Origin of the sequence: Pseudomonas sp. MWU349 (assembly GCF_017947325.1) — a bacterium.
Lineage (GTDB): Bacteria > Pseudomonadota > Gammaproteobacteria > Pseudomonadales > Pseudomonadaceae > Aquipseudomonas > Aquipseudomonas protegens.
This window is the reverse complement of the sequence record NZ_JAFEVP010000005.1, coordinates 498,979-522,220: the sequence shown is the minus strand read 5'-3', so window position 1 is coordinate 522,220 and position 23,242 is coordinate 498,979. Positions and strand designations below refer to the sequence as shown.

Annotated in this window: 21 protein-coding genes; 10 read left to right on the top strand and 11 right to left on the bottom strand. The window is 63.1% G+C overall.

Annotated features, from left to right (window positions below):
• Positions 1-22: 22 nt before the first annotated feature.
• From tauA to KCG88_RS22400, 4 genes are all read right to left on the bottom strand, one after another.
• On the bottom strand, positions 23-1,000 hold the full coding sequence (gene tauA / locus KCG88_RS22415) for a taurine ABC transporter substrate-binding protein (RefSeq protein ID WP_047283480.1): 978 nt from the start codon (positions 998-1,000) through the stop codon (positions 23-25).
• Positions 1,001-1,173: 173 nt separating this feature from the next.
• The gene (gene gshA / locus KCG88_RS22410; protein WP_026020196.1) at positions 1,174-2,757 is read right to left on the bottom strand and encodes a glutamate--cysteine ligase; all 1,584 of its coding nucleotides are present in this window, start codon (positions 2,755-2,757) and stop codon (positions 1,174-1,176) included.
• A gap of 215 nt (positions 2,758-2,972) precedes the next feature.
• The gene (locus KCG88_RS22405) at positions 2,973-3,356 is read right to left on the bottom strand and encodes a PaaI family thioesterase (RefSeq protein ID WP_052914276.1); all 384 of its coding nucleotides are present in this window, start codon (positions 3,354-3,356) and stop codon (positions 2,973-2,975) included.
• Positions 3,356-5,680, bottom strand: coding sequence for a Tex family protein (locus KCG88_RS22400; RefSeq protein WP_047283481.1), 2,325 nt, complete (start codon positions 5,678-5,680; stop codon positions 3,356-3,358). Before KCG88_RS22400 ends, KCG88_RS22405 begins: the two co-directional genes overlap by 1 nt.
• Before the next feature lie 359 nt (positions 5,681-6,039).
• On the opposite strand from KCG88_RS22400, the gene ompR reads away from it, so the two are divergent.
• On the top strand, positions 6,040-6,780 hold the full coding sequence (ompR, locus tag KCG88_RS22395; RefSeq protein WP_047283482.1) for a two-component system response regulator OmpR: 741 nt from the start codon (positions 6,040-6,042) through the stop codon (positions 6,778-6,780).
• Between the two features lie 105 nt (positions 6,781-6,885).
• Entirely contained in the window at positions 6,886-8,199 is a 1,314-nt protein-coding gene (locus tag KCG88_RS22390; RefSeq protein ID WP_047283483.1) for an ATP-binding protein, read from the top strand.
• Between the two features lie 75 nt (positions 8,200-8,274).
• Here KCG88_RS22390 and rimK read toward each other — a convergent pair whose 3' ends face one another.
• The 3 genes from rimK to KCG88_RS22375 are packed head-to-tail and all read right to left on the bottom strand — an operon-like array spanning position 8,275 to position 10,455.
• The gene (gene rimK, locus KCG88_RS22385; RefSeq protein ID WP_007931744.1) at positions 8,275-9,180 is read right to left on the bottom strand and encodes a 30S ribosomal protein S6--L-glutamate ligase; all 906 of its coding nucleotides are present in this window, start codon (positions 9,178-9,180) and stop codon (positions 8,275-8,277) included.
• Positions 9,177-9,659, bottom strand: a complete 483-nt coding sequence (locus tag KCG88_RS22380; protein WP_007931742.1) for an ATP-dependent zinc protease — start codon at positions 9,657-9,659, stop codon at positions 9,177-9,179. Before KCG88_RS22380 ends, rimK begins: the two co-directional genes overlap by 4 nt.
• A 16-nt stretch (positions 9,660-9,675) precedes the next feature.
• Entirely contained in the window at positions 9,676-10,455 is a 780-nt protein-coding gene (locus KCG88_RS22375; protein WP_047283484.1) for an EAL domain-containing protein, read from the bottom strand.
• Between the two features lie 115 nt (positions 10,456-10,570).
• Between KCG88_RS22375 and KCG88_RS22370 the strand changes: the two genes are divergently transcribed.
• The gene (locus KCG88_RS22370) at positions 10,571-10,975 is read left to right on the top strand and encodes a S4 domain-containing protein (protein ID WP_041115208.1); all 405 of its coding nucleotides are present in this window, start codon (positions 10,571-10,573) and stop codon (positions 10,973-10,975) included.
• Between the two features lie 76 nt (positions 10,976-11,051).
• On the opposite strand, the gene KCG88_RS22365 is transcribed toward KCG88_RS22370, so the two are convergent.
• Positions 11,052-11,864 (bottom strand): phosphatase PAP2 family protein, encoded by an 813-nt coding sequence (locus KCG88_RS22365; protein ID WP_047283485.1) that lies wholly within the window; start codon positions 11,862-11,864, stop codon positions 11,052-11,054.
• 99 nt (positions 11,865-11,963) lie between these two features.
• Here KCG88_RS22365 and hslO point away from each other — a divergent pair, with 99 nt between their 5' ends.
• On the top strand, positions 11,964-12,866 hold the full coding sequence (hslO, locus tag KCG88_RS22360) for an Hsp33 family molecular chaperone HslO (RefSeq protein ID WP_011058661.1): 903 nt from the start codon (positions 11,964-11,966) through the stop codon (positions 12,864-12,866).
• 179 nt (positions 12,867-13,045) lie between these two features.
• The gene (locus KCG88_RS22355; protein WP_210713110.1) at positions 13,046-14,590 is read left to right on the top strand and encodes a phosphoenolpyruvate carboxykinase; all 1,545 of its coding nucleotides are present in this window, start codon (positions 13,046-13,048) and stop codon (positions 14,588-14,590) included.
• Between the two features lie 96 nt (positions 14,591-14,686).
• Here KCG88_RS22355 and KCG88_RS22350 read toward each other — a convergent pair whose 3' ends face one another.
• Both KCG88_RS22350 and KCG88_RS22345 read right to left on the bottom strand, forming a co-directional pair.
• Entirely contained in the window at positions 14,687-15,541 is an 855-nt protein-coding gene (locus tag KCG88_RS22350) for a DMT family transporter (RefSeq protein WP_210713153.1), read from the bottom strand.
• Between the two features lie 40 nt (positions 15,542-15,581).
• On the bottom strand, positions 15,582-15,935 hold the full coding sequence (locus KCG88_RS22345; protein WP_047283488.1) for a DUF1493 family protein: 354 nt from the start codon (positions 15,933-15,935) through the stop codon (positions 15,582-15,584).
• A gap of 233 nt (positions 15,936-16,168) precedes the next feature.
• On the opposite strand from KCG88_RS22345, the gene KCG88_RS22340 reads away from it, so the two are divergent.
• The 5 genes from KCG88_RS22340 to KCG88_RS22320 all read left to right on the top strand — a co-directional run bounded on the left by KCG88_RS22340 (position 16,169) and on the right by KCG88_RS22320 (position 22,460).
• Positions 16,169-17,326 (top strand): tetratricopeptide repeat protein, encoded by a 1,158-nt coding sequence (locus KCG88_RS22340; protein ID WP_210713109.1) that lies wholly within the window; start codon positions 16,169-16,171, stop codon positions 17,324-17,326.
• Between the two features lie 67 nt (positions 17,327-17,393).
• Positions 17,394-18,524, top strand: a complete 1,131-nt coding sequence (locus KCG88_RS22335; protein WP_210713108.1) for a polysaccharide deacetylase family protein — start codon at positions 17,394-17,396, stop codon at positions 18,522-18,524.
• 168 nt (positions 18,525-18,692) lie between these two features.
• Positions 18,693-20,627 (top strand): ATP-dependent DNA helicase RecQ, encoded by a 1,935-nt coding sequence (locus tag KCG88_RS22330; RefSeq protein ID WP_210713107.1) that lies wholly within the window; start codon positions 18,693-18,695, stop codon positions 20,625-20,627.
• Positions 20,628-20,731: 104 nt separating this feature from the next.
• Positions 20,732-21,958 (top strand): 3-hydroxyacyl-CoA dehydrogenase, encoded by a 1,227-nt coding sequence (locus KCG88_RS22325; RefSeq protein WP_210713106.1) that lies wholly within the window; start codon positions 20,732-20,734, stop codon positions 21,956-21,958.
• A gap of 67 nt (positions 21,959-22,025) precedes the next feature.
• Entirely contained in the window at positions 22,026-22,460 is a 435-nt protein-coding gene (locus KCG88_RS22320) for a thioesterase family protein (protein WP_210713105.1), read from the top strand.
• Positions 22,461-22,601: 141 nt separating this feature from the next.
• On the opposite strand, the gene KCG88_RS22315 is transcribed toward KCG88_RS22320, so the two are convergent.
• A complete protein-coding gene (locus tag KCG88_RS22315; protein WP_011058670.1) occupies positions 22,602-23,075 on the bottom strand; it encodes a YMGG-like glycine zipper-containing protein in 474 nt (157 codons plus the stop codon).
• Positions 23,076-23,242: the final 167 nt, after the last annotated feature.

Sequence of the window (23,242 nt, the reverse complement as noted above, 5' to 3'; positions counted from 1 at the left end):
CTATCTCCTGTCCTGACGCGGGTTATTCAGGGATGAACTTGGCGCTGACGTAGGGGGCGTAGTCCGGCAGCACCGCTTCGACTTTGCCTTGTTCCTTGAGGAACACGGCGGTGTCGGTGATGGCCTTGGTGGTCGGGGCGCCGAGGCTGACCACCTGGTCGGCGGCCAGCGGGTAGACGTTGCCTTGCAGCAGCAACGGGATATCGCTGGCCTTGGCCCCGGAGAGCTTCACCAGCTTGTCGACGTTGCCCTGGTTGGCCAGCCAGGCTTGTGGGTCCTTGCGGTATTGGGCGTAGGCATCCAGGGTCACCTTGGCGAAGGCGCTGACGATCTCTGGGTGCTTCTCGGCGAAATCCTTGCGCACGATCCAGGCGTCGAAAGTCGGTGCGCCGAACTTGGCCAGTTCACCGGAGGTGATCAGCACCTTGCCGTTTTCCTTGGCCACGCCCAGGGCCGGGTCCCAGACGTAGGTGGCGTCGATATCGCCGCGCTTCCAGGCTGCAATGATTGCCGGCGGCGCCAGGTTGAGGATCTGCACTTTCGAGGGGTCGATATTCCAGTGCTTCAGGGCTGCCAGCAGGCTGTAGTGGCCGGTGGAAACGAAGGGCACGGCGACTTTCTTGCCTACCAGGTCCTGTGGCGAGGTGATCCCGGAACCGTCCCGGGCCACCAGGGCTTCGGCGGCGCCGATCTGGGTGGCGATGAGGAAGGTCTGCACCGGCACCTTGCGGGTGATGGCGGCGGTCAGTGGGCTGGAGCCCAGGTAGCCGATCTGTACATCGCCGGAAGCAATGGCGGCGATGACGTCGGCGCCGTTATCGAATTTGCGCCAGTTGATCTTGGCCTGGGTGGCTTTTTCGTAGCTGCCATCGGCTTGGGCCACCTTGGCCGGGTCGACGGTGGTCTGGTAGGCGACGGTGACGTCGGCCGCCTGGGCGAAGAAACTCGCTGCGGCCAGGGACGCGGCCGCCAGGAGGCGAAGGGGGAAATGCAATTTCATGGGAGGCTCCTCATAGGCGGCCGGTGATCGGCGTGGGAGGAGACTAAATGATCTAAGAATGCAGAAATAAATAACTTATTTGCATTAGCTTATGAGGGGAATATGCAGCGTGCTGTTCGCCGGCAAGCCGGCTCCTACGGGAGGGGTGTAGGAGCCGGCTGGCCGGCGAAGCGTCAGTTGCTGATGGCCAGGATGCTGGCCTGGTAGGCACCCACGAACACGTCGAAATCACCCACCTCGTTCTGTTCAAGCTCGGTCTGCTGTTCCAGGGATTTGCGCGCCGCTTCTTCGAACGCGGCTTGCTCTTCCTTGCTCAGGGCCTGGCTGCGGAAGTACTCGGCATGGGCCTGGCTCTGGCGCAGGGAGAACTGGGTGAAGCTCTCCTTGTGCTCGCTCATGGCCGCCAGCACCTGGGCCGAAGGGGTCAGGGACGAATCCTTGACCTTGGCCAATTGGGCGTCCAGGGCCTTGCTGTGCACGTCGCTGCCATGGCTCTGGTCGAGCAGGGCGGCCAGAGGGGCGATCTGCTCCAGCAGTTGGGCGGCCCACTCCTTCATTTCCACCGGCTGGCCCTGGCGTTGCAGCTGCAGGCCCGGGCGCCGGCCTTCCTTGACCACGGCGAGGAAGTTCGAGGTGGCATTGCCGCACTCGTTGTTCTCGAACAGCGGGCTGTCGTTGAGTGCGCAATACAGCAGGAAGGCGTCGAGGAAGCGGGCTTCCTGGATGTCGATGCCCAGTGGCAGGAACGGGTTGATGTCCAGGCAGCGTACTTCGACGTACTGGATACCCCGGGCCATCAGCGCCTGGATCGGCCGCTCGCCGGTGTAGGTCACGCGCTTGGGGCGGATGTTGGAGTAGTACTCGTTTTCGATCTGCAGGATGTTGGTGTTCAGTTGCACCCATTCGCCATCCTTGTGGGTGCCGACTTCCACATAGGGCGCGTAGGGCGTGGCCACGGCCTTGCGCAGGCTGTCGGTGTAGCTGTTCAGGTCGTTGTAGCAAGGGGTCAGGCCGGCCTGGGCCTTGCTCTGGTAGCCCAGGTCGCTCATGCGCAGGCTGGTGGCGTAGGGCAGGTACAGGGTCTCGGCGTCCAACTGCTCCAGCTGGTGCGAGCGGCCGCGCAGGAAGCCCGCGTCCAGGGCCGGCGAGGCACCGAACAGGTACATCAGCAGCCAGCTGTAGCGACGGAAATTGCGGATCAGCGCGATATAGGCCGAGGACTGGTAGTCACGGTCGGTACCGACAAAGCCCTCGGCCTGCTTGAGCAGCGGCCATAGCTGTTCCGGCAGGGAAAAGTTGTAGTGGATCCCGGCAATGCACTGCATGGTCTTGCCGTAGCGCAGGGCCAGGCCCTTGCGGTACACATACTTGAGCTGACCGATGTTGGAGGTGCCGTAGTAGGCGATGGGGATATCTTCCTCGGCCGGCAACGGGCACGGCATCGATGGACTCCACAGGTACTCGTTGCCGAGCTTGCTGTAGGCGAAGCGATGAATCTTGTCGAGGCTGGCCAGGGTGTCCGCCGGGTCCTTGAGGGCCGGGGTGATGAACTCCAGCAGCGACTCGGAGTAGTCGGTGGTGATCTGTTCGTTGGTCAGCGCGGAACCCAGTTCTTCCGGGTGCGGGGTCTGTGCCAGGCGGCCTTCGCCGGTGACACGCAGGCATTCACGTTCGATACCGTGCAGGCACTGCTCGAGCAGAGAGAGGTTAGCGCGCTCGCCGAGCAGGGCCAGGCGGCGGTTGAGAAGTTCGCTCAAGTTGGATTCCTTCACGCGTCAGTCGCCCCAATATGGGGGTGGGCAGGACGGTCTACAAGGGTGAAGTTAAAACTGGCGTTTTCGCCTGGTTTTTGAGTCAAGCCGACTCGCTTGAAAACGCCAATCCTTCATCCCTGAATCTGGCTTTAGCGCGGGCAAAAAACTCCGACGCCGCTTTCGCAGCGCCGAAATTAACCCAAATTCATGACGGGGAGCTATAGGACCGCGAAGGTGCCTTGTGCTTTTGCGACCAGTTTGTCGCCCTGGATCACGTCCGCTTCCACCACCAGGGTGCGGCGGCCGGGGTGGATTACCTTGGCCCGGCACAGCACCTGGCCCTCGGCCACGGCGCGGATGTAGTTGATCTTGCACTCGATGGTGGCGCTCTGCTGGTCGAAGCCGTGGGTGCTGGAACAGGCCAGCCCCATGGCAATGTCCACCAGGCTGAAGATCGCCCCGCCGTGCAGCTTCTGCCCGCGATTGCGCAGTTGTGGGGTCAGCTCCAGGGCGACGTCCGCTTCGCCCGTTTCCAGGCGTTGCAGACGGCAGCCGAGCAATTGGCTGAAGGCGCTTTCGGTCAGGCCTGCAGGGATTTGCATCAGCGTTTCTTCAACTGCTTGGCGTTGGCGAACAGCGAGGCCATGGCGTTGTTGCTCGGGGCGGGCGCGGCGGTTTCCTTGCGCGGTGCGCTGCCCTGGGACGAGCGTGGCGCCGAGCCGGGGCGGGAGCCGCGGGCGCCGTCGATCTTCTCGCCCGGGGTGTCGCCCATGCGCATCGACAGGCCCACGCGCTTGCGCGGAATGTCGACTTCCATGACCTTCACTTTCACCACGTCACCGGCCTTCACCGCTTCGCGTGGGTCCTTGATGAACTTCTCCGACAGCGCGGAAATGTGCACCAGGCCATCCTGGTGCACGCCGATGTCGACGAAGGCCCCGAAATTGGTGACGTTGGTCACCACGCCTTCGAGGATCATCCCCAGCTGCAGGTCCTTGAGGTCTTCCACGCCGTCCTGGAACTCGGCGGTCTTGAACTCCGGGCGCGGGTCGCGGCCGGGTTTGTCCAGTTCCTGGAGGATGTCGGTGACGGTGGGCAGGCCGAAGGTTTCATCGGTGAATTTCTTCGGGTCCAGGCGCTTGAGGAAGCCGCTGTCGCCGATCAGCGAGCGAATGTCGCGGCCGGTATCGGCGGCGATGCGTTGTACCAGCGGGTAGGCTTCCGGGTGCACTGCGGAAGCGTCCAGCGGGTTGTCGCCGTTCATCACACGCAGGAAGCCGGCGGCCTGTTCGAAGGTCTTTTCACCCAGGCGGGCGACTTTTTTCAGTGCGGCGCGGGTCTTGAAGGCACCGTGTTCGTCGCGGTGGCTGACGATGTTCTGCGCCAGGGTCGCGTTGAGGCCGGAGATTCGCGCCAGCAGGGCCACGGAGGCGGTGTTGACGTCGACGCCCACGGCGTTCACGCAGTCTTCCACCACCGCGTCCAGGCCACGGGCCAGTTTCAGTTGCGAGACATCGTGCTGGTACTGGCCGACACCGATGGATTTCGGGTCGATCTTCACCAGCTCGGCCAGTGGATCCTGCAGGCGGCGGGCGATGGACACCGCGCCACGGATCGATACGTCCAGGTCCGGGAATTCCTTGGCCGCCAGTTCCGAGGCCGAGTACACCGATGCGCCGGCTTCGGAGACCATGACCTTGGTCATCTTCATGGCCGGGTATTTCTTGATCAGCTCGGCCGCCAGCTTGTCGGTCTCGCGGCTGGCGGTGCCGTTGCCGATGGCGATCAGGTCCACCGAGTGCTTGGCGCACAGGGCCGCCAGGATGCCCAGGGTCTGGTCCCACTTGTTGTGCGGCACATGGGGGTAGACGGTGGCGTGATCCAGCAGCTTGCCGGTGGCATCCACCACCGCCACCTTGCAGCCGGTGCGCAGGCCCGGGTCCAGGCCCAGGGTGGCGCGCGGGCCGGCCGGAGCGGCCAGCAGCAGGTCGTGCAGGTTGTGGGCGAAGACGTTGATCGCCTCGGTTTCCGCGTTGTCGCGCAACTCGCCCAGCAGGTCGGTTTCCAGGTGGGTGTAGAGCTTGACCTTCCAGGTCCAGCGCACCACTTCGCCTAGCCATTTGTCGGCGGCACGGTTCTGGTTCTGGATGCCCACATGCTGGCCGATCATGCCTTCGCAGGGGTGCATGGTGCCCGGCAGCTCGTCACCGACTTTCAGCGCGGAGCTGAGAATGCCTTCGTTGCGGCCACGGAAAATAGCCAGGGCGCGGTGCGACGGCATGCTTTTGAGGGGTTCATCGTGTTCGAAGTAGTCGCGGAACTTGGCGCCTTCCTCTTCCTTGCCCGCCACCACGCGGGCGCTGAGGGTGGCTTCCTGCTTGAGGAAGTTGCGCAGCTTTTCCAGCAGGCTGGCGTCTTCGGCGAAGCGCTCCATGAGGATGTACTTGGCGCCTTCCAGGGCGGCCTTGACGTCGGCCACGCCTTTGTCGGCGTCGACGAAGCGAGCGGCTTCGGTTTCCGGAGCCAGGCTTGGGTCGTTGAACAGGCCGTCGGCCAGTTCGCCGAGGCCGGCTTCCAGGGCGATCTGGCCCTTGGTGCGGCGCTTCTGCTTATAAGGCAGGTACAGGTCTTCGAGGCGGGTCTTGGTGTCGGCCAGCTTGATGTCACGGGCCAGCTCCGGGGTCAGCTTGCCTTGCTCTTCGATGCTGGCCAGGATGCTGATCCGCCGTTCGTCGAGTTCTCGCAGGTAGCGCAGGCGCTCTTCCAGATGACGCAGCTGGGTGTCATCGAGGCTGCCGGTGACCTCTTTCCGGTAACGGGCGATGAAGGGCACGGTGGAGCCTTCATCCAATAGAGCGACGGCCGCTTCGACCTGTTGTGGGCGTACACCGAGTTCCTCGGCAATGCGGCTGTTGATGCTGTCCATAAAACCACCTGACAAATTGTGAAAGCAGGCCCGCGGGCACGAAAATAAGGCCCTGCGAGTCTGGTTGAGCGGCCTGGCACGCGCCGCCACCTGGATCAAAAGGCTGCCTGTTGACCCGTGAAATCGAAAAAATACTGCCGGCCCGGTAAAAAAAATAAACCGGCCGCAGGCGTACTGATCAGATATTGCCCAACACAAAAGGCGGCGCATTATACCCAGCGTTAGCCGTTGCGGGGTGATCGCCAGCCTCAGGCCGACAGCGGGTTTGCTGGCGATAGAGGAAAAATCTGCTAACAATGCACACGGTGCGTATAACGGCAGCTACGCCATAATGCGCACCGAGATTAGAGGAGCATCCAATGAGCAGCACTGCACAAACTGCTGAAGGCGAAAAAATTCTTATTGTTGACGACGACCCGGGGCTGAGCAGCCTGCTGGAGCGTTTCTTCGTCAGCAAGGGCTACCGTGCCCGCGCAGTTCCGAACACCGAGCAAATGGACCGCCTGCTGGGTCGCGAAGTGTTCAACCTGGTGGTACTCGACCTGATGCTGCCCGGCGAAGACGGCTTGACCGCATGCCGCCGCCTGCGCAGCGCGAACAACCAGATTCCGATCATCATGCTCACCGCCAAGGGCGACGAGCTGAGCCGCATCAAGGGCCTGGAACTGGGCGCCGACGATTACCTGGCCAAGCCGTTCAACCCCGACGAGCTGATGGCGCGGGTCAAGGCCGTATTGCGTCGCCAGTCCGCCCCGGTGCCGGGTGCGCCGGGCAGCGAAGACGAAAGCGTGACCTTCGGTGACTACGAGTTGTCCCTGGCCACCCGCGAGCTCAAGCGCGGCAATGAAGTGCACATGCTCACCACCGGTGAATTCGCGGTGCTCAAGGCGCTGGTGATGAATGCCCGCCAGCCGCTGACCCGAGACAAGTTGATGAACCTGGCCCGTGGTCGCGAATGGGACGCCCTGGAGCGCTCCATTGACGTACAGATCTCCCGCCTGCGTCGGATGATCGAGCCCGATCCTTCCAAGCCGCGCTACATCCAGACCGTCTGGGGCGTAGGTTATGTCTTCGTGCCGGATGGCACTGCGACCAAGTGATCAGTGATTTGTAGGAGCCAACGCCCGGGCCGGTAACGACCCGGGCGTTCGCATTCCGCAACAGTGCGAGCGCGAGTCGCTCCTGCAAAATGTGTAGTGGCTGTTATGAAAACCCCGCTGTGGTTCCCCCAGAGTTTCTTCTCCCGCACCCTGTGGCTGGTGCTGATCGTGGTGCTGTTTTCCAAGGCATTGACCCTGGTTTATCTGTTGATGAACGAGGACGTGCTGGTGGACCGGCAGTACAGCCACGGTGTGGCCCTGACCCTGCGCGCCTACTGGGCCGCCGATGAATCCAACCGCGACCAGATCGCCGAGGCCGCAGGCCTGATCAAGGTGGTGGGCAGCGGCGTACCGGCCGGCGAGCAGCATTGGCCCTACAGCGAGATCTACCAGCGGCAGATGCAGGCCGAACTGGGCGCCGACACCGAAGTGCGCCTGCGCATGCATGCGCCGCCGGCGCTGTGGGTGCGGGCGCCGAGCCTGGGGGATGGCTGGCTCAAGGTGCCGCTGTATCCGCATCCGCTGCGGGGGCAGAAGATCTGGAGCGTGCTGGGCTGGTTCCTGGCCATTGGCCTCTTGTCCACCGCCTCGGCGTGGATCTTCGTCAGCCAGCTCAACCAGCCCCTCAAGCGCCTGGTGTATGCCGCCCGGCAACTGGGCCAGGGGCGCAGCGTGCGCCTGCCCATCAGCGATACGCCCAGCGAGATGACCGAGGTCTACCGCGCGTTCAACCAGATGGCCGAGGACGTGGAACAGGCGGGGCGAGAACGGGAGTTGATGCTGGCGGGGGTGTCCCACGACCTGCGCACGCCGCTGACCCGGCTGCGCCTGTCCCTGGAGTTGATGGGCGATCACACTGACCTGACCGATGACATGGTGCGGGATATCGAGGACATGGACGCCATTCTCGACCAGTTCCTGGCCTTCATTCGCGATGGGCGCGACGAGTCGGTGGAAGAGGTGGACCTGGGCGATCTGGTTCAGGAAGTGGTGGCGCCCTACAACCAGAACGAAGAACGGGTGCACATGCGCCTGGAGCCGATCCAGCCGTTCCCGCTGCGCCGGGTATCGATGAAACGCCTGCTCAACAACCTGATCGGTAACGCCCTGAATCATGCGGGCACGGAAGTGGAAGTGGCGGCCTATGTGTCCGGTGACACCAATGCGCCCTATGTGGTGCTCAGCGTGATGGACCGTGGCGCGGGGATCGATCCCTCGGAACTGGAAGCGATCTTCAACCCCTTCACCCGGGGCGACCGTGCCCGGGGCGGCAAGGGCACCGGGCTGGGGCTGGCCATCGTCAAGCGGATTGCCGCCATGCACGGTGGCAACGTCGAACTGCGCAACCGCCCTGATGGTGGCCTGGAAGCGCGGGTACGCCTGCCGCTGGGCTTGCTGCTGCCTCGTGATGCGGATTGATCAGGGCTTCGCTCCTACAGGTAGCACATAGCCCGTAGGAGCTGGCTTGCCAGCGAAAGGCCGGCCACGCGATCCCTAGCCCTTGCCCTTGGTCCGGGTCATGTTCGGCCCGCCATTTTTCTCGATGTGCTCGATGATGATTCCCGCCACGTTCTTGCCGGTGGTGGTCTCGATGCCCTCCAGGCCCGGCGAGGAATTGACTTCCATCACCAGCGGCCCGTGATTGGACCGCAGGATATCCACCCCCGCCACGCTCAGGCCCATGACCTTGGCCGCCCGCAGCGCAGTCATGCGTTCTTCCGGAGTGATCTTGATCAGGCTGGCGCTGCCGCCGCGATGCAGGTTGGAGCGAAACTCCCCCGGCTTGGCCTGGCGTTTCATCGCCGCGATCACCTTGTCCCCCACCACGAAGCAACGGATGTCGGCGCCCCCGGCTTCCTTGATGTACTCCTGGACCATGATGTTCTGCTTCAGGCCCATGAAGGCCTCGATCACCGATTCCGCTGCCGTGGCGGTTTCGCACAGCACCACGCCGATGCCCTGGGTGCCTTCCAGCACCTTGATCACCAATGGCGCGCCGTTGACCATCTCGATCAGGTCGGGAATGTCGTCCGGGGAATGGGCGAAGCCGGTCACCGGCAGGCCGATGCCACGCCGCGACAGCAACTGCAGCGAGCGCAGCTTGTCCCGGGAGCGGGCGATGGCCACCGACTCATTGAGGGGGAACACCCCCATCATCTCGAACTGGCGCAGCACCGCGCAGCCATAGAAGGTCACCGAGGCACCGATCCGCGGGATCACCGCATCGAAGCCTTCCAGGGGCTTGCCGCGGTAGTGGATCTGCGGCTTGTGACTGGCGATGTTCATGTAGGCCCGCAGGGTATCGACCACTACCATTTCATGGCCACGCTCGGTGCCGGCCTCGACCAGACGACGAGTGGAATACAGACGCGGGTTACGCGACAGCACAGCGATCTTCATGCAACACCTGTGGCAGAGGTAGTGGATACCGGGAACACCGGTTTGTCTTGTACGTACTTGATGCCCGGATTGACCACCAGTTGGCCGTCGATCAGAGCCTTGGAACCCAGCAGCAGGCGATAGCGCATGGCCTTGCGGCAGGCGAGGGTGAACTCCACCCGCCACACCCGATCGCCCAGGGCCAGGGTGGTGCTGATCACGTAGCGCACCTGGGCCTGGCCGTTGGAGCTTTTAATGGTTTTCATCGCCACCAGCGGTGCTTCGCAGCGCCGGTGACGCAACTGCACCACACTGCCCAGGTGGGCATTGAAGCGCACCCACTGCTCACCGTCGCGCTCGAAGGGCTCGATCTCGGTGGCATGCAGGCTTGAGGTGCTGGCCCCGGTGTCGATCTTGGCGCGCAGGCCAGCCACCCCCAGATCCGGGAGCGCCACCCACTCGCGCAGACCGACAACGGTCAAATGGTCAAAAGTCTTCAATAAGGACAATCCGCAATTAGCTGTTCCAGGCCGCGGCCTGAACCTCGGCCAGGGCTTTGAATGCAGGTTTGGCGAACCAGTAGCCCTGCATCAGATAAATTCCACAGTCGCTGAGAAAGTCCCGTTCACCGGCGCTTTCAATACCTTCGGCGATGACTGTAACCCCCAACTCCGCACACATTGTGACAGTCGCGCGGATGATGGCCTGGCGTACGCGATCCTGGTCGACATTGCGCACCAGCGCCATGTCGAGCTTGATCAGGTCGGGTTGGAAATCCGCCAGCAGGTTCAGCCCCGAGTACCCCGAGCCGAAGTCATCGATGGCGGTCTTGAAGCCGAATTCGCGGTATTCACGCAGAATATTGGTCAAATGGCGACTGTTATCTACGTGCTGGCTTTCCAGTGTTTCGAAAATCAGACGGTCCAGGGGAAAACGCTGGGTACGGGCCGCTTCCAGAGTGCTGCGGATGCACAGTTCCGGCCGGTACACGGCGTTGGGCATGAAGTTTATCGACAGGTGGCTTTGCATTCCCAGTTGCGCGGCGAGGGTGATCGCCTGGGTCCGGCAGCGCTGGTCGAAGCGGTAGCGATTGCTGTCGTTGACCTGGTCCAGCACCGTGCCCGCCCCTTCGCCATTGACCCCGCGCACTAGCGCTTCATGGGCAAAGATCGAGCGGTTTCGCAGATCGACGATGGGCTGGTAGGCGAAGGAAAAATCGAAGCCCAGTGGTTGGCTTTGTTGGCAACCTTCGCAACGGTTGCCGGGCGAGGTCAGGGAAGTAGGGAAGTCAGTCACAGGGACTCCTCGCGTATCAGGGCGCAACCTGGGTTATTTTAGGTGAGCGGCAGGGTTTATGAGAGCCCGCTTGCAGGCGGTAAGGTTGCGACATTTTTCAGTTAGGGGAATTCCAGTGGCGCACAAGCAGGAAGAAGAGGACAAGGTCCGTCTGGATAAATGGCTGTGGGCGGCGCGCTTCTACAAGACCCGGGCCCTGGCCAAGACAGCGATTGAAAGCGGCAAGGTGCATCACCGGGGCGAGCGTTGTAAACCGGGCAAGGAGCCACGGGTCGGGGACGAGTACCAGATCCGTACCGGTTTCGACGAACGCACCGTGGTGGTCCAGGCCCTGTCCATCGTCCGCCGTGGTGCGCCCGAAGCGCAGGCGCTGTACGCGGAAACCGAGGCCAGCATCGCCAAGCGCGAAGCCGCCGCAGCCCAGCGCAAGGCTGGTGCCCTTGGGGTGAGCACCGACGGTAAGCCGAGCAAGAAACAGCGCCGGGACCTGTTCAAGTTCCACGGCAGCAATCACGAGTGAAAGCGTAGGAGCCGGCTTGCCGGCGAATGGGCCCTTGAGGACGCCTTCGCCGGCAAGCCGGCTCCTACAGGGCTGCTTAGCGCAGCAGGCTGCTGGCGCGCACTACGCTCATGCGCGAGAGCACGGGCATCCGGCTCATCAGGTTGAACAGCGGATGGGTCAGGCGCAGCAGGAAGTTCGACATCCGCGCCGCGTACGGGGTGTAGTAGCCCCAGCCCAGGGCCAGCACCGCCAGCAGCACCCCGCCGATGTAGTCGTCCTGGCCCCAGTGGGCGCCCGCCACCAGACGCGGCATCATGAACAGCAGGGTCAGGCCCCAGACGATCAGGAACTGGCCGACGCTGCGGCTGAAGATCCCCATGAATAGGCCCCAGATCAGTAGCACCGAAGCATGGTCGCCCGGGAAGCTCTGGCTGGAGCGGTCCTTGAGTTCCCAGGTCTTTTCCAGGCCCGGGAAGTAGTCGCTCATGTGCACGGCGCCCTCCAGCACCATGGACGGGCTGTTGTGCTGCCAGTTCATGACGGCCACCAGCTTGGAAAACAGCGCGCGAATCACCACCATCAGAATCAGGATCGACAGAAAGCCGAAGAAGGCGCGGCGTACATCCACCGCCTTGAACACCCAGTCACCGCGAATCAGCAGGCCGAGCATGATCAGCCCCACCACGATATCGAACGGCCGCAGGCTGGCCACGGCCCAGATGTGCAGCCAGGTGGAGTTGCTCGCCAGGGGGGTATTGAGGTGGCGGAACAGCCATTCGTCGAAGACCGTGCAGAGCGCCTGGCCGGTCGGCCACAACCAGAAACCCAGCAGGGCCAAAGGGAGTAAATTGCACAGAACCAGCTTGCCGAGGTTCCACCTTGCTTGGAACAAACCCGGATTGTTCATAAAATATCTCCAATCACCGCAAAAACTGCACCCTTATGGTGCAAGGCCGTAATTTTCGGTGCTTGTCACCTTTTTGTCATCATTCAGATACCCAGACCTATGACTGATTTGCCGGATACCGACTTCACTCAACGCTTCATCTTCGATGAGAGCGACACCCGCGGCGAGCTGGTGGCGCTGGAGCGCAGTTACGCGGAAGTCCTCGCCAAACACCCCTATCCCGAGCCGGTGGCGCAGCTGCTCGGCGAACTGATGGCGGCGGCATCGTTGCTGGTCGGCACCCTGAAATTCGATGGCTTGCTGATTCTCCAGGCCCGCTCCGAAGGCCCGGTGCCGCTGCTGATGATCGAGTGCTCCAGCGAGCGCGAGATCCGTGGCCTGGCCCGTTACGACGCGGAGCAGATCGCCCCTGATGCCACCCTCGCCGACCTGATGCCCAATGGCGTCCTGGCCTTGACCGTGGACCCGACCAATGGCCAGCGCTACCAGGGCATCGTCGACCTGGACGGCACCAACCTGGCGGAATGCTTCACCAACTACTTCGTCATGTCGCAACAGACTGGTACCCGTTTCTGGCTCTATGCCGACGGCCGCAGCGCCCGAGGCCTGCTCCTGCAACAACTGCCCGCCGACCGCCTGCGCGATCAGGAAGAGCGCGACGCCAGCTGGCAGCACCTCACCGCACTGGCCAGCACCCTGACCGCCGATGAACTGCTGAGCCTGGACAACGAAACCGTGCTCCACCGCCTGTACCACGAAGAAGCCGTGCGCCTGTTCGACGTGCAGCCGCTGCGTTTTCGCTGCAGTTGCTCGCGGGAACGCTCGGGCAATGCGCTGGTCAGCCTGGGTCTGGAAGATGCCCAGCAACTGGTGGTCGAACATGGCGGCAGCATCGAGATCGATTGCCAGTTCTGCAACGAACGCTACCTGTTCGATGCCGCTGATATCGCGCAATTGTTCGCGGGGGCGGGCGTGGACACGCCGTCAGATACTCGTCACTAAAACGATTCAGCGCAGGTAAATCACCTGGCAAACGCCGGAATTACGCCGTGCTGACGGGAGGGCCCTACTATTTTGGGGCTTTTCTGGCATAATCCGGCGCACTTTTTTCGCGGTAGTAGTGCGCGAGTTTCTACTACAAAACGTTTGGAGCACTCGGCCAATGGCCGACGGGGAACCTCATGACGCAAGCCAATAACGCCGTGTACACCGATCTGAGTGTGGATGATCTGGTCAAAGAAGCCCTGAACCGCGGTGAGGGCGAGCTTGCCGATACCGGCGCTCTGGTGGTTCGCACCGGTCATCGTACCGGCCGTTCGCCAGTGGATCGTTTCATCGTAGAAGAGCCCAGCACCCAGGACGCTATCGCCTGGGGCCCGATCAACCGCAAGTTCCCGGCGGCCAAGTTCGACGCCCTGTGGGACCGCGTTGAAGCCTACCTGGGCGAGCGCGAGCGTTTTGTTTCCCATGTGCATGTAGGTTCCGATCCGGCGCACTACCTGCCGGTGAAAATGACCACCGAGACCGCCTGGCACAACCTGTTCGGCCGCTGCCTGTTCATCAACCCCGAGCAGTACAACGCCGGTGGCAAGGATGAGTGGCAGATCCTCAACGCGCCGAACTTCGTCTGCGAGCCAGAGCGCGACGGCACCAACTCCGATGGCACCGTGATCCTCAACTTCGCAGCCAAGAAAGTGCTGATCGCCGGCATGCGCTACGCCGGTGAGATGAAGAAAGCCCTGTTCTCCGTGCAGAACTTCCTGCTGCCGGCTGCCGACGTACTGCCGATGCACTGCGCCGCCAACATGGGCGAAGACGGCGACGTGACCCTGTTCTTCGGCCTGTCGGGCACCGGCAAGACCACCCTGTCCGCCGACGAAAGCCGTTACCTGATCGGTGACGACGAACACGGCTGGGGCGTGGGCGTGGTGTTCAACATCGAAGGCGGTTGCTATGCCAAGTGCATCGACCTGTCGGAAAAGAACGAGCCGGTGATCTGGAAAGCCATCCAGCACGGTGCCGTTCTGGAAAACGTGGTGATCGACCCGATTACCAAGAAGGCCGACTACTCCGACGACAGCCTGACCCAGAACAGCCGCGCCGCTTACCCGCGCGAGCTGATCGAAAAACGCGCACCGAAGAACCTCGGTGGCGAGCCTAACGCCGTGATCTTCCTGACCTGCGACCTGACCGGCGTACTGCCGCCCGTGTCGATCCTCAGCGAAGAACAAGCCGCCTACCACTTCCTGTCCGGCTACACCGCGCTGGTGGGCTCGACTGAAATGGGTTCGGGCTCGGGCATCAAGTCGACCTTCTCCACCTGCTTCGGCGCACCGTTCTTCCCGCGTCCGGCCGGCGAATACGCCGAGCTGCTGATCAAGCGCATCCGTGGCTTCGGCTCCAAGGTCTACCTGGTCAACACCGGCTGGACCGGCGGTGGCTACGGCGTGGGCAAACGCTTCAACATCCCCACCACCCGTGGCGTGATTGCAGCGATCCAGAGCGGCGCGCTGATCGGTGCCGAGACCGAGCACCTGGACATCGTCAACCTGGACGTGCCAAAAGCCGTACCGGGCGTTGAAACCGGCCTGCTCAACCCACGCAACACCTGGGCTGACAAAGCCGCCTACGACGAAGCCGCCAAGGCCCTGGCCGGCCTGTTCATCGAGAACTTCAAGAAGTTCGACGTGAGCGACGCGATCAAGGCAGCCGGTCCAAAGCTGTAAGCCTCGACCTGCCATGAAAAAGCCGCCCTTCGGGGCGGCTTTTTTGTGCGCCGCTGTAGCCGCAGGCGCGGCATCCCCTGGCCCAGCCAGACACCCTCAAGTCTTCAAGTGCAACACCAGCGCCCCCAGCAACACCAGCACCACGCCCGTCACTTGCACCGCCGTCAGCCGCTCCTTGAAGAACACGTAGCCCAGCACCGCGGCAATACCGCCGGACAGGGTGCTGATCACCGTCACCACCGACACCGAGCCGCTCATGGCGCCCCAGGAAAAGGCGAAGAACGCACCCAGGTTCATCAGGCTGGTGGAGGCCAGCAGGCCGCAGTTTTTCAGTGGCGGAATTTTCAGCCCGTCCACGACTTTGAGCACCATCAGCAGCATCACACCGCTGCCCACCGCATAACCCAGCCAGAGCATGCTGATCGGCCCCAGTTGCGGCAGGGTGTAGCGGCCCTGCAGCCAGAAGCTGGTGCCGTACAGAACGGCCGAGAGCAGGGCGAAGAAGATCGAGCGGCCGGCGGCGGTGCTGTGGGGCAGCTTGGAGTCCGAGTGCAGGCTGGAGAGGATGACGCCGATCACGCACACGAGGATGCACATGAGCTGCAGCAGGCTGATCTGCTCGCCGCTGGCCCAGGCCAGCAAGGTGGTGACCACACCATAGGAGGTCACCAATGGCGCGACGATGGAGGCTTTGCCCAAGGCGAAGGCCTTGCCCAGGGCCAGGGCGCCGGAGACGGTGAAGGCCGCGGCGACCACGCCCATCAGCCAGACCTCCAGGGGCGCGGCCATGGCCTTGAGCAGCAAAGCGGGAAAGATCACCAGCAGCAGGCTCATCAGGGTGAACCCTAGACTCTGGCTGAAGAACACCGCACGTTTCACGCCCACGGCGCGCACGTTGAGCCCCACGAGAAAATCGGTGCCACCCCAGAGCAGGGCCGCGAGCAAGCCCATCAGTACGTCCACGGCATTTCCTTATTTACGGCCGTGAACCTTAGAGGTTCTCCAGCTCCTGAGTGTCCCAGCGTTGCTCCTTGAGCGCCCGGTACAGCATGCCGATGGTCAGCGGGAGCTTGTCTCCCCGACCCTTGGCGCGACGCTTGAGGGACACATCGTAGCCTTCGGGCTGGAAGTAGCGATAGCTGTCGAAATCGACAAAATCGATACCGAACTGCTCTTCCAGCGTGCTGAATAGATGCCGAGCGTCGGCGCCATCGCAACCCAGGTCGAGATTGATCGCGGTGTTCAGGCGAAGAGTCTTGCGTTCGGGCAAGCCGATTTCCTCATGCAGCAGTTGCATCAGCTGGCGCATGATGGCGTCGTCGGGAAAGCCGGGGGCCAGTTGCATGGTCGGGGGTTCACTTGGCGTTTCTAGGGGGGGCAGTGTAAGCCGATTCGAGGCTCGGCTTGCAAGTACCCGCGGGGACGCGCGGGAGCGTCGTGGCAAGGTGTTGAGGCGGTCACCGGGGGCTGCATTCACGGACTCGGGTCGAGCATTGGCGGTTAAAACTGTGTATGGTTCGCCGCTGATTGTTGGGGTGGGGCAGAGGTCCTGCGCTCTTTGTCTACAGGGATTTTGTTATGGCTTTTTTCCGCCTGGCGGCGTTGTTGTGGCTAGGGATGCTGATGAGCTCGGTGCAGGCTCAGTCATTGTCGCTCCAGGTGCTGGACGCGGTGGTCAAGGACGCCGTGCTGACCGACGCCGAAGTGCAGTTGGGGCAGGCCTCCGGGCGGACCGACGCCCAAGGGCGAGTGACGCTGCAGGTCGCCGATTCACCGGGCAGTGAGCTGCTGATCCGCAAGCTCGGTTATGCCGACCTGCGAGCCAAGTGCCCGTGCCAGGGGCTGAGCTACGCCATGAGCCCGGTGCTCAAGGATCCGCAAAGCCTGCGCGTGGTGCTGAGCTGGAGTGCGCCGGGGGAAGACCTGGATGCGCATTTGAGCTATCCCCACCGGTTGCTGTATTACGCCACCGGCACCGGGCCGGGGGCGCGGATGAATGTGGACAGCACCGACAGCCGCGGGCCGGAGACCCTCACCATCGAACAGCCTGTGCCGGGCGATGCCTACGTGTATGCCGTGCACGATTTTACCAACGGCAATAATCCCGAATCCTTGCGCCTGGGCCGCAGCCAGGCCCAGGTCTTTGTCTATAAGGGCCCGACGCTGATGCGCAGCTACCGGGTGCCACAGAACCGCCAGGGCAACCTCTGGGTAGTGTTTCGCCTGACGGCCAATGGCCAACTGCAGGACATCGATCGGGTGCTGCAAGGCAACGAGGAAGTGGAGTTGCGGATGAGCAACCTCGACCCGCTGCTACTGGCCAATGGCAAGCCCATCGATGAAGTGCTGGCCAAGGACGAGGGGCCGGTGGATGCCAAGAGCCTCAACCAGAAAGGCGAGGCTTCCTACCGCAAGGGCGACTTCGGCAGTGCGGGTATCTACTACCGCGAAGCCATCGAGCTGGACCCAGGCTTTGCCCAGGCCTACAGCAACCTGGCCCTGTCCAACCGCAAGAACAGTCGCCCCGACGAGGCCGTGGCCGCCGATCTCCAGGCAATCGCCCTGGCCAGCGGCCCATCGGCGCCCACCATACGCGCCAGCGCCTACTACGACATGGGGCGCATCTACGAGGATGCCGGGCAGTTGGCCACGGCGCTGGAGCACTATCGCAAGGCCCGGGAGCAGAAGGCCAACCCGGTGTACGACAAAGCTATAGAGCGGTTGCAGAACCGCTGATCACACAGGCAGAAGTTATCTCCACAACGCGCCGGCAGTGGCGCGTTGTGCATTTATGGAGGTTGGTATGCGAGTTCGTGTTTTCCCCTGGTTGCTGGCGCTGTGTCTGACCATAGGGGTGGCTCAGGCGGCCGGGCCGCTGGTGTTCGCCACCATCGACCGCAGTGGCTGGCCGAATCCGCTGACCAGCGCCGCAGATTTCGATACCGCCTCGCGGGCCGAGATTCTGATGTTCAGCAAAGCCCTGCTGGCCACCGAGGCCCTGGATGACAAGGCCCTCAAGCAGCGGCTTGGAGTACGGCAGCTTGATCGCAAGTCGGTGGATCAACTGCGTCAGCGTTTTTGGGAGCAATTGCTGGTCAACTACCGGCAGGCCAGCCAGGACTGTGATGGCGAGCCTTTCTGTTTGCAGGTCCGCAACCTTGGGGAGCTGCGGCAACTGGCGGCCAGTTTCACCGGCGCCAGCAAGGCGGCCTACGGCGCCTGGGGTGAGGCCAGTGGGCCGTTTCATCAGCAGTACCTCAATGAACAGCTGCGCCTGGCCGCCTTGTTTCCCACCGTCAGCAGTGAGATCCAGCGCATGGACCCGGCAGAGCGCCTGGGCGACGAACTGGCGGACCGGCAGTTTCTGCTGACCTTCGACGACGGGCCGAGCCTGAGAGACGGGCCTACGGATCAGTTGATCGAGGTGCTGCGGGCCTACGATCTGCATAGCCTTTTCTTTGTCCTGGGGGACTCGTTTCAGGCGCGCCTGAGCCAGTCTTCGGCAGGGAAAATGCGCGAGTTGTACGACGGTCAGTGTGTGGGCGTACATGGTTGGGAGCACAAGTCCCACTCCTCCTGGAACGAATGGCAAAGCTCGGTGATTCGCAGCGCCAACTTGGCCAACCGCACGTTGACCAACGAGTACCTGCCGCTGTTCCGGCCGCCCTACGGGCAGCGTCGCAGTGACAGCGCCGGGTTCTTCAAGGCCCAGGGGGTGCAAGTGGTGCTGTGGAACATCGACTCCCAGGACTGGAGCAAGAAGGTCGGTGCCGAGGCGGCCGCGCAGCGGGTGCAGACACTGATGCTGCTCTGGCGCCGGGGCATCATTCTGTTCCATGACACTCATGCCAAGGCCGCTCAAGCGGTGCCGGCCTTGCTCAAGGCCAATCAGCACAACGGCGTGCAGTGGCTCGATTGCCGGACCTTGCGCTAGCGGTGGCATCCTTTGCCGGCAAGCCGGCTCCTGCGCTGGGGCTGGCTTGCCGATGAAGCTTCTTGTGCCCGGTATCATCCGGTAGCGCTTTTCCTTCGACCTTTTCTGGCCCCGCCGACCTGTCCCGCTAGTCTTCAAGACAGGTCAGCGGTCCAAGGAGTGACCCTTATGCACAGCACCCTGGAACAGGTCTTCGGTTATCCACAGTTTCGTCCGGGCCAGGAGGCTGCGGTCAGCGCGGTGCTCGCCGGGCGCTCGGCGGCAGCGATCTTTCCCACCGGCTCGGGCAAGTCCCTGTGCTATCAGTTGCCGGCCCTGCTGCTGCCGCACCTGACCCTGGTGGTCTCGCCACTGCTGGCGTTGATGCAGGACCAGTTGGCCTTCCTCCAGCGCCACGGCATTGCCGCTGCCAGCATCGACTCGGCCCAGGGCCGGGATGAAGCCAATGAGGTCATGGCCCGGGCTCGTTCCGGGGAGCTGAAGATCTTGATGATCTCGGTGGAGCGGCTGAAGAACGAACGCTTTCGCAATTTTCTGCAGCAGGTGCCCATCTCCCTGCTGGTGGTGGACGAGGCGCACTGCATCTCGGAATGGGGCCACAACTTCCGCCCCGACTACCTGAAGCTGCCGGACTACCAGCGCCAGTTCAACATCCCCCAGGCCCTGCTACTGACGGCCACGGCGACCCCCAAAGTGATCGCCGACATGCAGGCCAAGTTCGCCATCGCCCAGCAGGACGTGGTGACCACCGGTTTCTACCGGCCCAACCTCAACCTGCTGGTGGAGCCGGTACGCGGCGCCGACAAGCGTCGGCGGCTGGTGCAGTGGATGGGCGCCCGGGCCGGGCAGCCGAGCATTGTCTACGTGACCCTGCAGAAAACCGCCGAGCAGATCGCCGAGCACCTGAGCCAGCAGGGCATCGCCGCCGAGGCCTACCACGCCGGCCTGCCCCACGAGCAGCGCGAGTCGATCCAGCGTCGCTTCATGGAGGGCCGCAGCCACTGCATCGTCGCCACCATCGCCTTCGGCATGGGCATCGACAAGAGCGACATCCGTAACGTGGTGCACTTCGATCTGCCCAAGTCCATCGAGAACTACAGCCAGGAAATCGGCCGTGCCGGGCGCGATGGCCAGCCTTCGGATTGCCTGGTGCTGGCCAACCGCGACAGCCTCAACGTGCTGGAAAACTTCGTCTACGGCGACACCCCGGAATTGAGCGGCATCCGTTGTGTGCTGGAGGAGTTGCAGGCATCGGCGGCGGACGGGCAATGGGAGTTCCTGCTCGGCCCCCTGGCGGACCAGAGCAACATTCGCCAGCTGCCACTCAAGACCTTGCTGGTGCAGTTGGAACTGCGGGGCCTGATCGCGCCGCGCTATGCCTATTTCGCGGAATACCGCTTCAAGCTGCTGCTGGAAACCGAGGCCCTGCTGGCGCGTTTCGAAGGCGAGCGTAGGGACTTCGTCGAGGCCGTGATCAATACTTCAAGCCGCGCCAGGACCTGGGCCACGGTGAATTTCGACGCGCTCTACGAGCAGTACCAGGCGCCGCGCAACCGGGTGGTCAAGGCCCTGGATTACTTCCAGGAAAAAGGCTGGGTGGAGCTGGAAAGCAAGCAGATGACCGAGGTCTACAGCCTGTTGCAGACGGACTTTGACCTGGCGGCACTGAGTGCCGACCTGCATGGTTATTTCACCCGCCACGAGGGCAGTGAGATTGCGCGGATCCACGCCATGCTCGACCTGTTCGCCACTGAGCAGTGCCTGGGTTACCGCCTGGCGGGGTATTTCGGCGACCGGCAGGCACCCCAGCGTTGCGGGCATTGTTCGGTGTGCCATGGCCAGGTGGCGCGGCTACCGGAGCCGCCGGCTCTGCCCGCGCTTGTGGATAAAAGTTTCGACGGGCTGTGTGGCCACTTTATCCACAGGCACCAGCAGCACACTGGTGATGTACCCGGGGCGGAACGCCTGACCCGTTTTCTCTGTGGTATCAGCGTGCCGTTGTTCACCCGGCTCAAGGCCCGGAGCATCCCCGGGTTCGCGGCACTGGAAGATTACCCTTATGCCGCGGTGCGGGCGTGGTGCGAGGCCCATTTGCCAGGCTGAAAATCCATCTGCTGAATGCTGCTCATCACAGGAATAAATTTCAAAAATGATGAGGGCCTGACTATGGTGGGGGCTGTCTTTGGATCGCCCACAAGAGAGCCAACATGAGCCAGACAGCTTTCGATATTCAGCGCGCCGCCGTGATCGGTGCCGGCACCATGGGCCGTGGCATTGTCATGTGCCTGGCCAATGCCGGCCTGCCGGTACTGTGGCTGGACAACAACCCGCAGATGCTCCAGCAGGCCCTGGCGGCGGTGGCGGACACCTACGCCCACAACGTGCGCCAGGGGCGCATCGATCAGGCCGAGGCCGATGCTCGGGTGGCGCGGATCAAGCCGGCGGCGGATTATCCACAGCTCGCCGACGTGGACCTGGTGATCGAGGCGGTCTACGAAAACCTCGAACTCAAGCAGCAGATCTTTCGCCAGCTGGACGCGACCCTCAAGCCCGAGGCGATCCTTGCCAGCAACACCTCGGCCCTGGATATCGACGCGATTGCCGCAGTCACCCAGCGGGCGCCACAGGTGCTGGGCCTGCACTTCTTCAGCCCGGCCCACATCATGAAACTGCTGGAGGTGGTGCGCGCGGCCAAGACCGCTCCTGCGGTGCTCGACGCTGCCCTGGCCCTGGGGCAGCGCATGGGCAAGGTCAGTGTGGTGGCGGGCAACTGTTTCGGCTTCATCGGCAATCGCATGCTCAACACCTATGTGCTCGAGGCGCGCAAGATGCTGCTGGAAGGGGCGTTTCCCTATCAGGTGGATGGCGCCTTGCAGGGGTTCGGTTTCGCCATGGGCCCGTTCCGCATGTATGACGTGGTGGGCATCGACCTGGGCTGGCGTGCCCGGCAACTGGACGGTGTGGGCCAGGATGCGCCCGAGGTGCAGATCGACAACCGGCTGTGTGAGTCGGGTCGTTTCGGCCAGAAGAGTGGCGACGGCTACTACCACTACGAACCCGGCAGCCGCCAGGCCGAGCATGACCTGCAGGTGGATGCGCTGGTGCTGCAGGTCGGCGAGGAGCTGGGTTACCAGCGCCGGGACATCGGCCCCGAGGAGATCCTCGAGCGCTGCCTGCTGGCGCTGGTCAACGAAGGGGCGAAGATTCTCCAGGAGGGCATCGCCCAGTCGGCCGCCGACATCGACCGGGTCTATCTCAATGGCTACGGTTTTCCCAAGGAGCAGGGTGGGCCTATGAGCTGGGCGGATGCCCAGGGGCTGGAGCAGGTTCGCCAGCGTCTGCTGCACCTGCAAGCCGGGCACGGGGCGCATTGGCGCCCGGCGCAGTTGATCGAGGAACTGGCCGCGGCCGGAAAAGGGTTTGCCCAGGCTTAGCTGCCTGGGGTGAAATGCCGGGCGATCAACCGATCGCCCGGCCTTCAATCGATGGGAGAGAGCCCTGATGTCCGAGCCTATGCCGCAACGCGGTGACTATCGCCATTTCCAGCCGATCATCACCCGCTGGCATGACAACGATGTCTACGGCCACGTGAACAATGTCACCTACTACAGCTTCTTCGACACGGCGGTGAACACCTACCTGATCGAACGGGGCGGGCTGGATATCCATGACGGCGAGGTGGTGGGATTCGTGGTCAGCTCGGCCTGCGATTACTTTGCGTCCATCGCCTTTCCTGAATGCATCGAGATCGGTTTGCGGGTAGGCAAGCTGGGCAACAGTTCAGTGCAGTACGAATTGGGGGTGTTCAAGGCGGGAGAGGCGGATGCCTGCGCGGCGGGGCGTTTTGTCCATGTGTTCGTGGATCGGGCATCGAACCAGCCGGTGCCGATTCCGCCCGCATTGCGGGCGGCGTTGGAACAACTGCTGGTGGTGTGAACGTCGATAATCGATCTGGAGTCTGTAGCCGCTGCCGTAGGCTGCGATCGGCTCCGCAGGAGACGCTAACCTGTCTCCACGAGCCGCCTGACACACCGCAGCGCCTGCTCTGGAGAGTCCTGCGGCAGCGGCTACAGGGGATCAGTCGCGGTAGTGGCGGTGCTTGCGATGACCGTAGGCATGGCCACGGCCACGGTGGCCGTCGCGGTAGTAGCGGCGGTCGTCGCGGCCGCGGTAGTCGCGATCTTCCCGGGCACTTTCATTGCCCATGTAGTTGCCCAGCGCGCCACCGGCGCCACCGCCTGCCGCTGCGCCGATCAGGCTGCCGGTGTTGCCGCCCATGCTGCGGCCCACCACGTTGCCGCCGGCTGCGCCCAGGGCGCCGCCAATGGCTGCCTGGCCACGGCTGCGTTTGTCCGCACCCACTGCGCTACCGCCGGCGCCGCCCAGGGCCGCACCGATGGCGGAACCGGTATTGCCGCCGATCTGCTGACCGACCACAGAGCCTAGAACCCCGCCCAATGCGCCGCCCACACCTGCTTCAGTGGTGCCTCCGGCAGAGGCGACGCCGCTGACCAGGCCAAGGGACAACAAGAGAATCGAGGAGAACTTCATAGAGGAGCCTCAAAGGGATGACGGCGCGATCCTGAGGCTGTATCGAGGCGCTTACAAACGAAATCCGACGAATAGCACGAATTGTACACAATCTCGTAACTTATTGTTTTTAATGCGGAACTTAAGTGATTTTTGCGGGTCTTTAGCTACTTCGGAACGGCCGCTTT

Excerpts from the sequence above, each read along its gene's own strand:
- KCG88_RS22345 (WP_047283488.1), bottom strand. The coding sequence starts at position 15,935 with ATGCAACTGGCCCCCGGCTTTCCCGACGACGCCATCATGCGCCAGCTG.
- KCG88_RS22325 (WP_210713106.1), top strand. The coding sequence starts at position 20,732 with ATGAGCCAGACAGCTTTCGATATTCAGCGCGCCGCCGTGATCGGTGCC.
- hslO (WP_011058661.1), top strand. The coding sequence starts at position 11,964 with ATGACTGATTTGCCGGATACCGACTTCACTCAACGCTTCATCTTCGAT.
- KCG88_RS22405 (WP_052914276.1), bottom strand. The coding sequence starts at position 3,356 with ATGCAAATCCCTGCAGGCCTGACCGAAAGCGCCTTCAGCCAATTGCTC.
- KCG88_RS22365 (WP_047283485.1), bottom strand. The coding sequence starts at position 11,864 with ATGAACAATCCGGGTTTGTTCCAAGCAAGGTGGAACCTCGGCAAGCTG.
- KCG88_RS22335 (WP_210713108.1), top strand. The coding sequence starts at position 17,394 with ATGCGAGTTCGTGTTTTCCCCTGGTTGCTGGCGCTGTGTCTGACCATA.
- KCG88_RS22315 (WP_011058670.1), bottom strand. The coding sequence starts at position 23,075 with ATGAAGTTCTCCTCGATTCTCTTGTTGTCCCTTGGCCTGGTCAGCGGC.
- KCG88_RS22390 (WP_047283483.1), top strand. The coding sequence starts at position 6,886 with ATGAAAACCCCGCTGTGGTTCCCCCAGAGTTTCTTCTCCCGCACCCTG.
- KCG88_RS22400 (WP_047283481.1), bottom strand. The coding sequence starts at position 5,680 with ATGGACAGCATCAACAGCCGCATTGCCGAGGAACTCGGTGTACGCCCA.
- KCG88_RS22330 (WP_210713107.1), top strand. The coding sequence starts at position 18,693 with ATGCACAGCACCCTGGAACAGGTCTTCGGTTATCCACAGTTTCGTCCG.
- KCG88_RS22355 (WP_210713110.1), top strand. The coding sequence starts at position 13,046 with ATGACGCAAGCCAATAACGCCGTGTACACCGATCTGAGTGTGGATGAT.
- ompR (WP_047283482.1), top strand. The coding sequence starts at position 6,040 with ATGAGCAGCACTGCACAAACTGCTGAAGGCGAAAAAATTCTTATTGTT.
- KCG88_RS22340 (WP_210713109.1), top strand. The coding sequence starts at position 16,169 with ATGGCTTTTTTCCGCCTGGCGGCGTTGTTGTGGCTAGGGATGCTGATG.
- rimK (WP_007931744.1), bottom strand. The coding sequence starts at position 9,180 with ATGAAGATCGCTGTGCTGTCGCGTAACCCGCGTCTGTATTCCACTCGT.
- KCG88_RS22350 (WP_210713153.1), bottom strand. The coding sequence starts at position 15,541 with ATGGGCTTGCTCGCGGCCCTGCTCTGGGGTGGCACCGATTTTCTCGTG.
- KCG88_RS22320 (WP_210713105.1), top strand. The coding sequence starts at position 22,026 with ATGTCCGAGCCTATGCCGCAACGCGGTGACTATCGCCATTTCCAGCCG.
- tauA (WP_047283480.1), bottom strand. The coding sequence starts at position 1,000 with ATGAAATTGCATTTCCCCCTTCGCCTCCTGGCGGCCGCGTCCCTGGCC.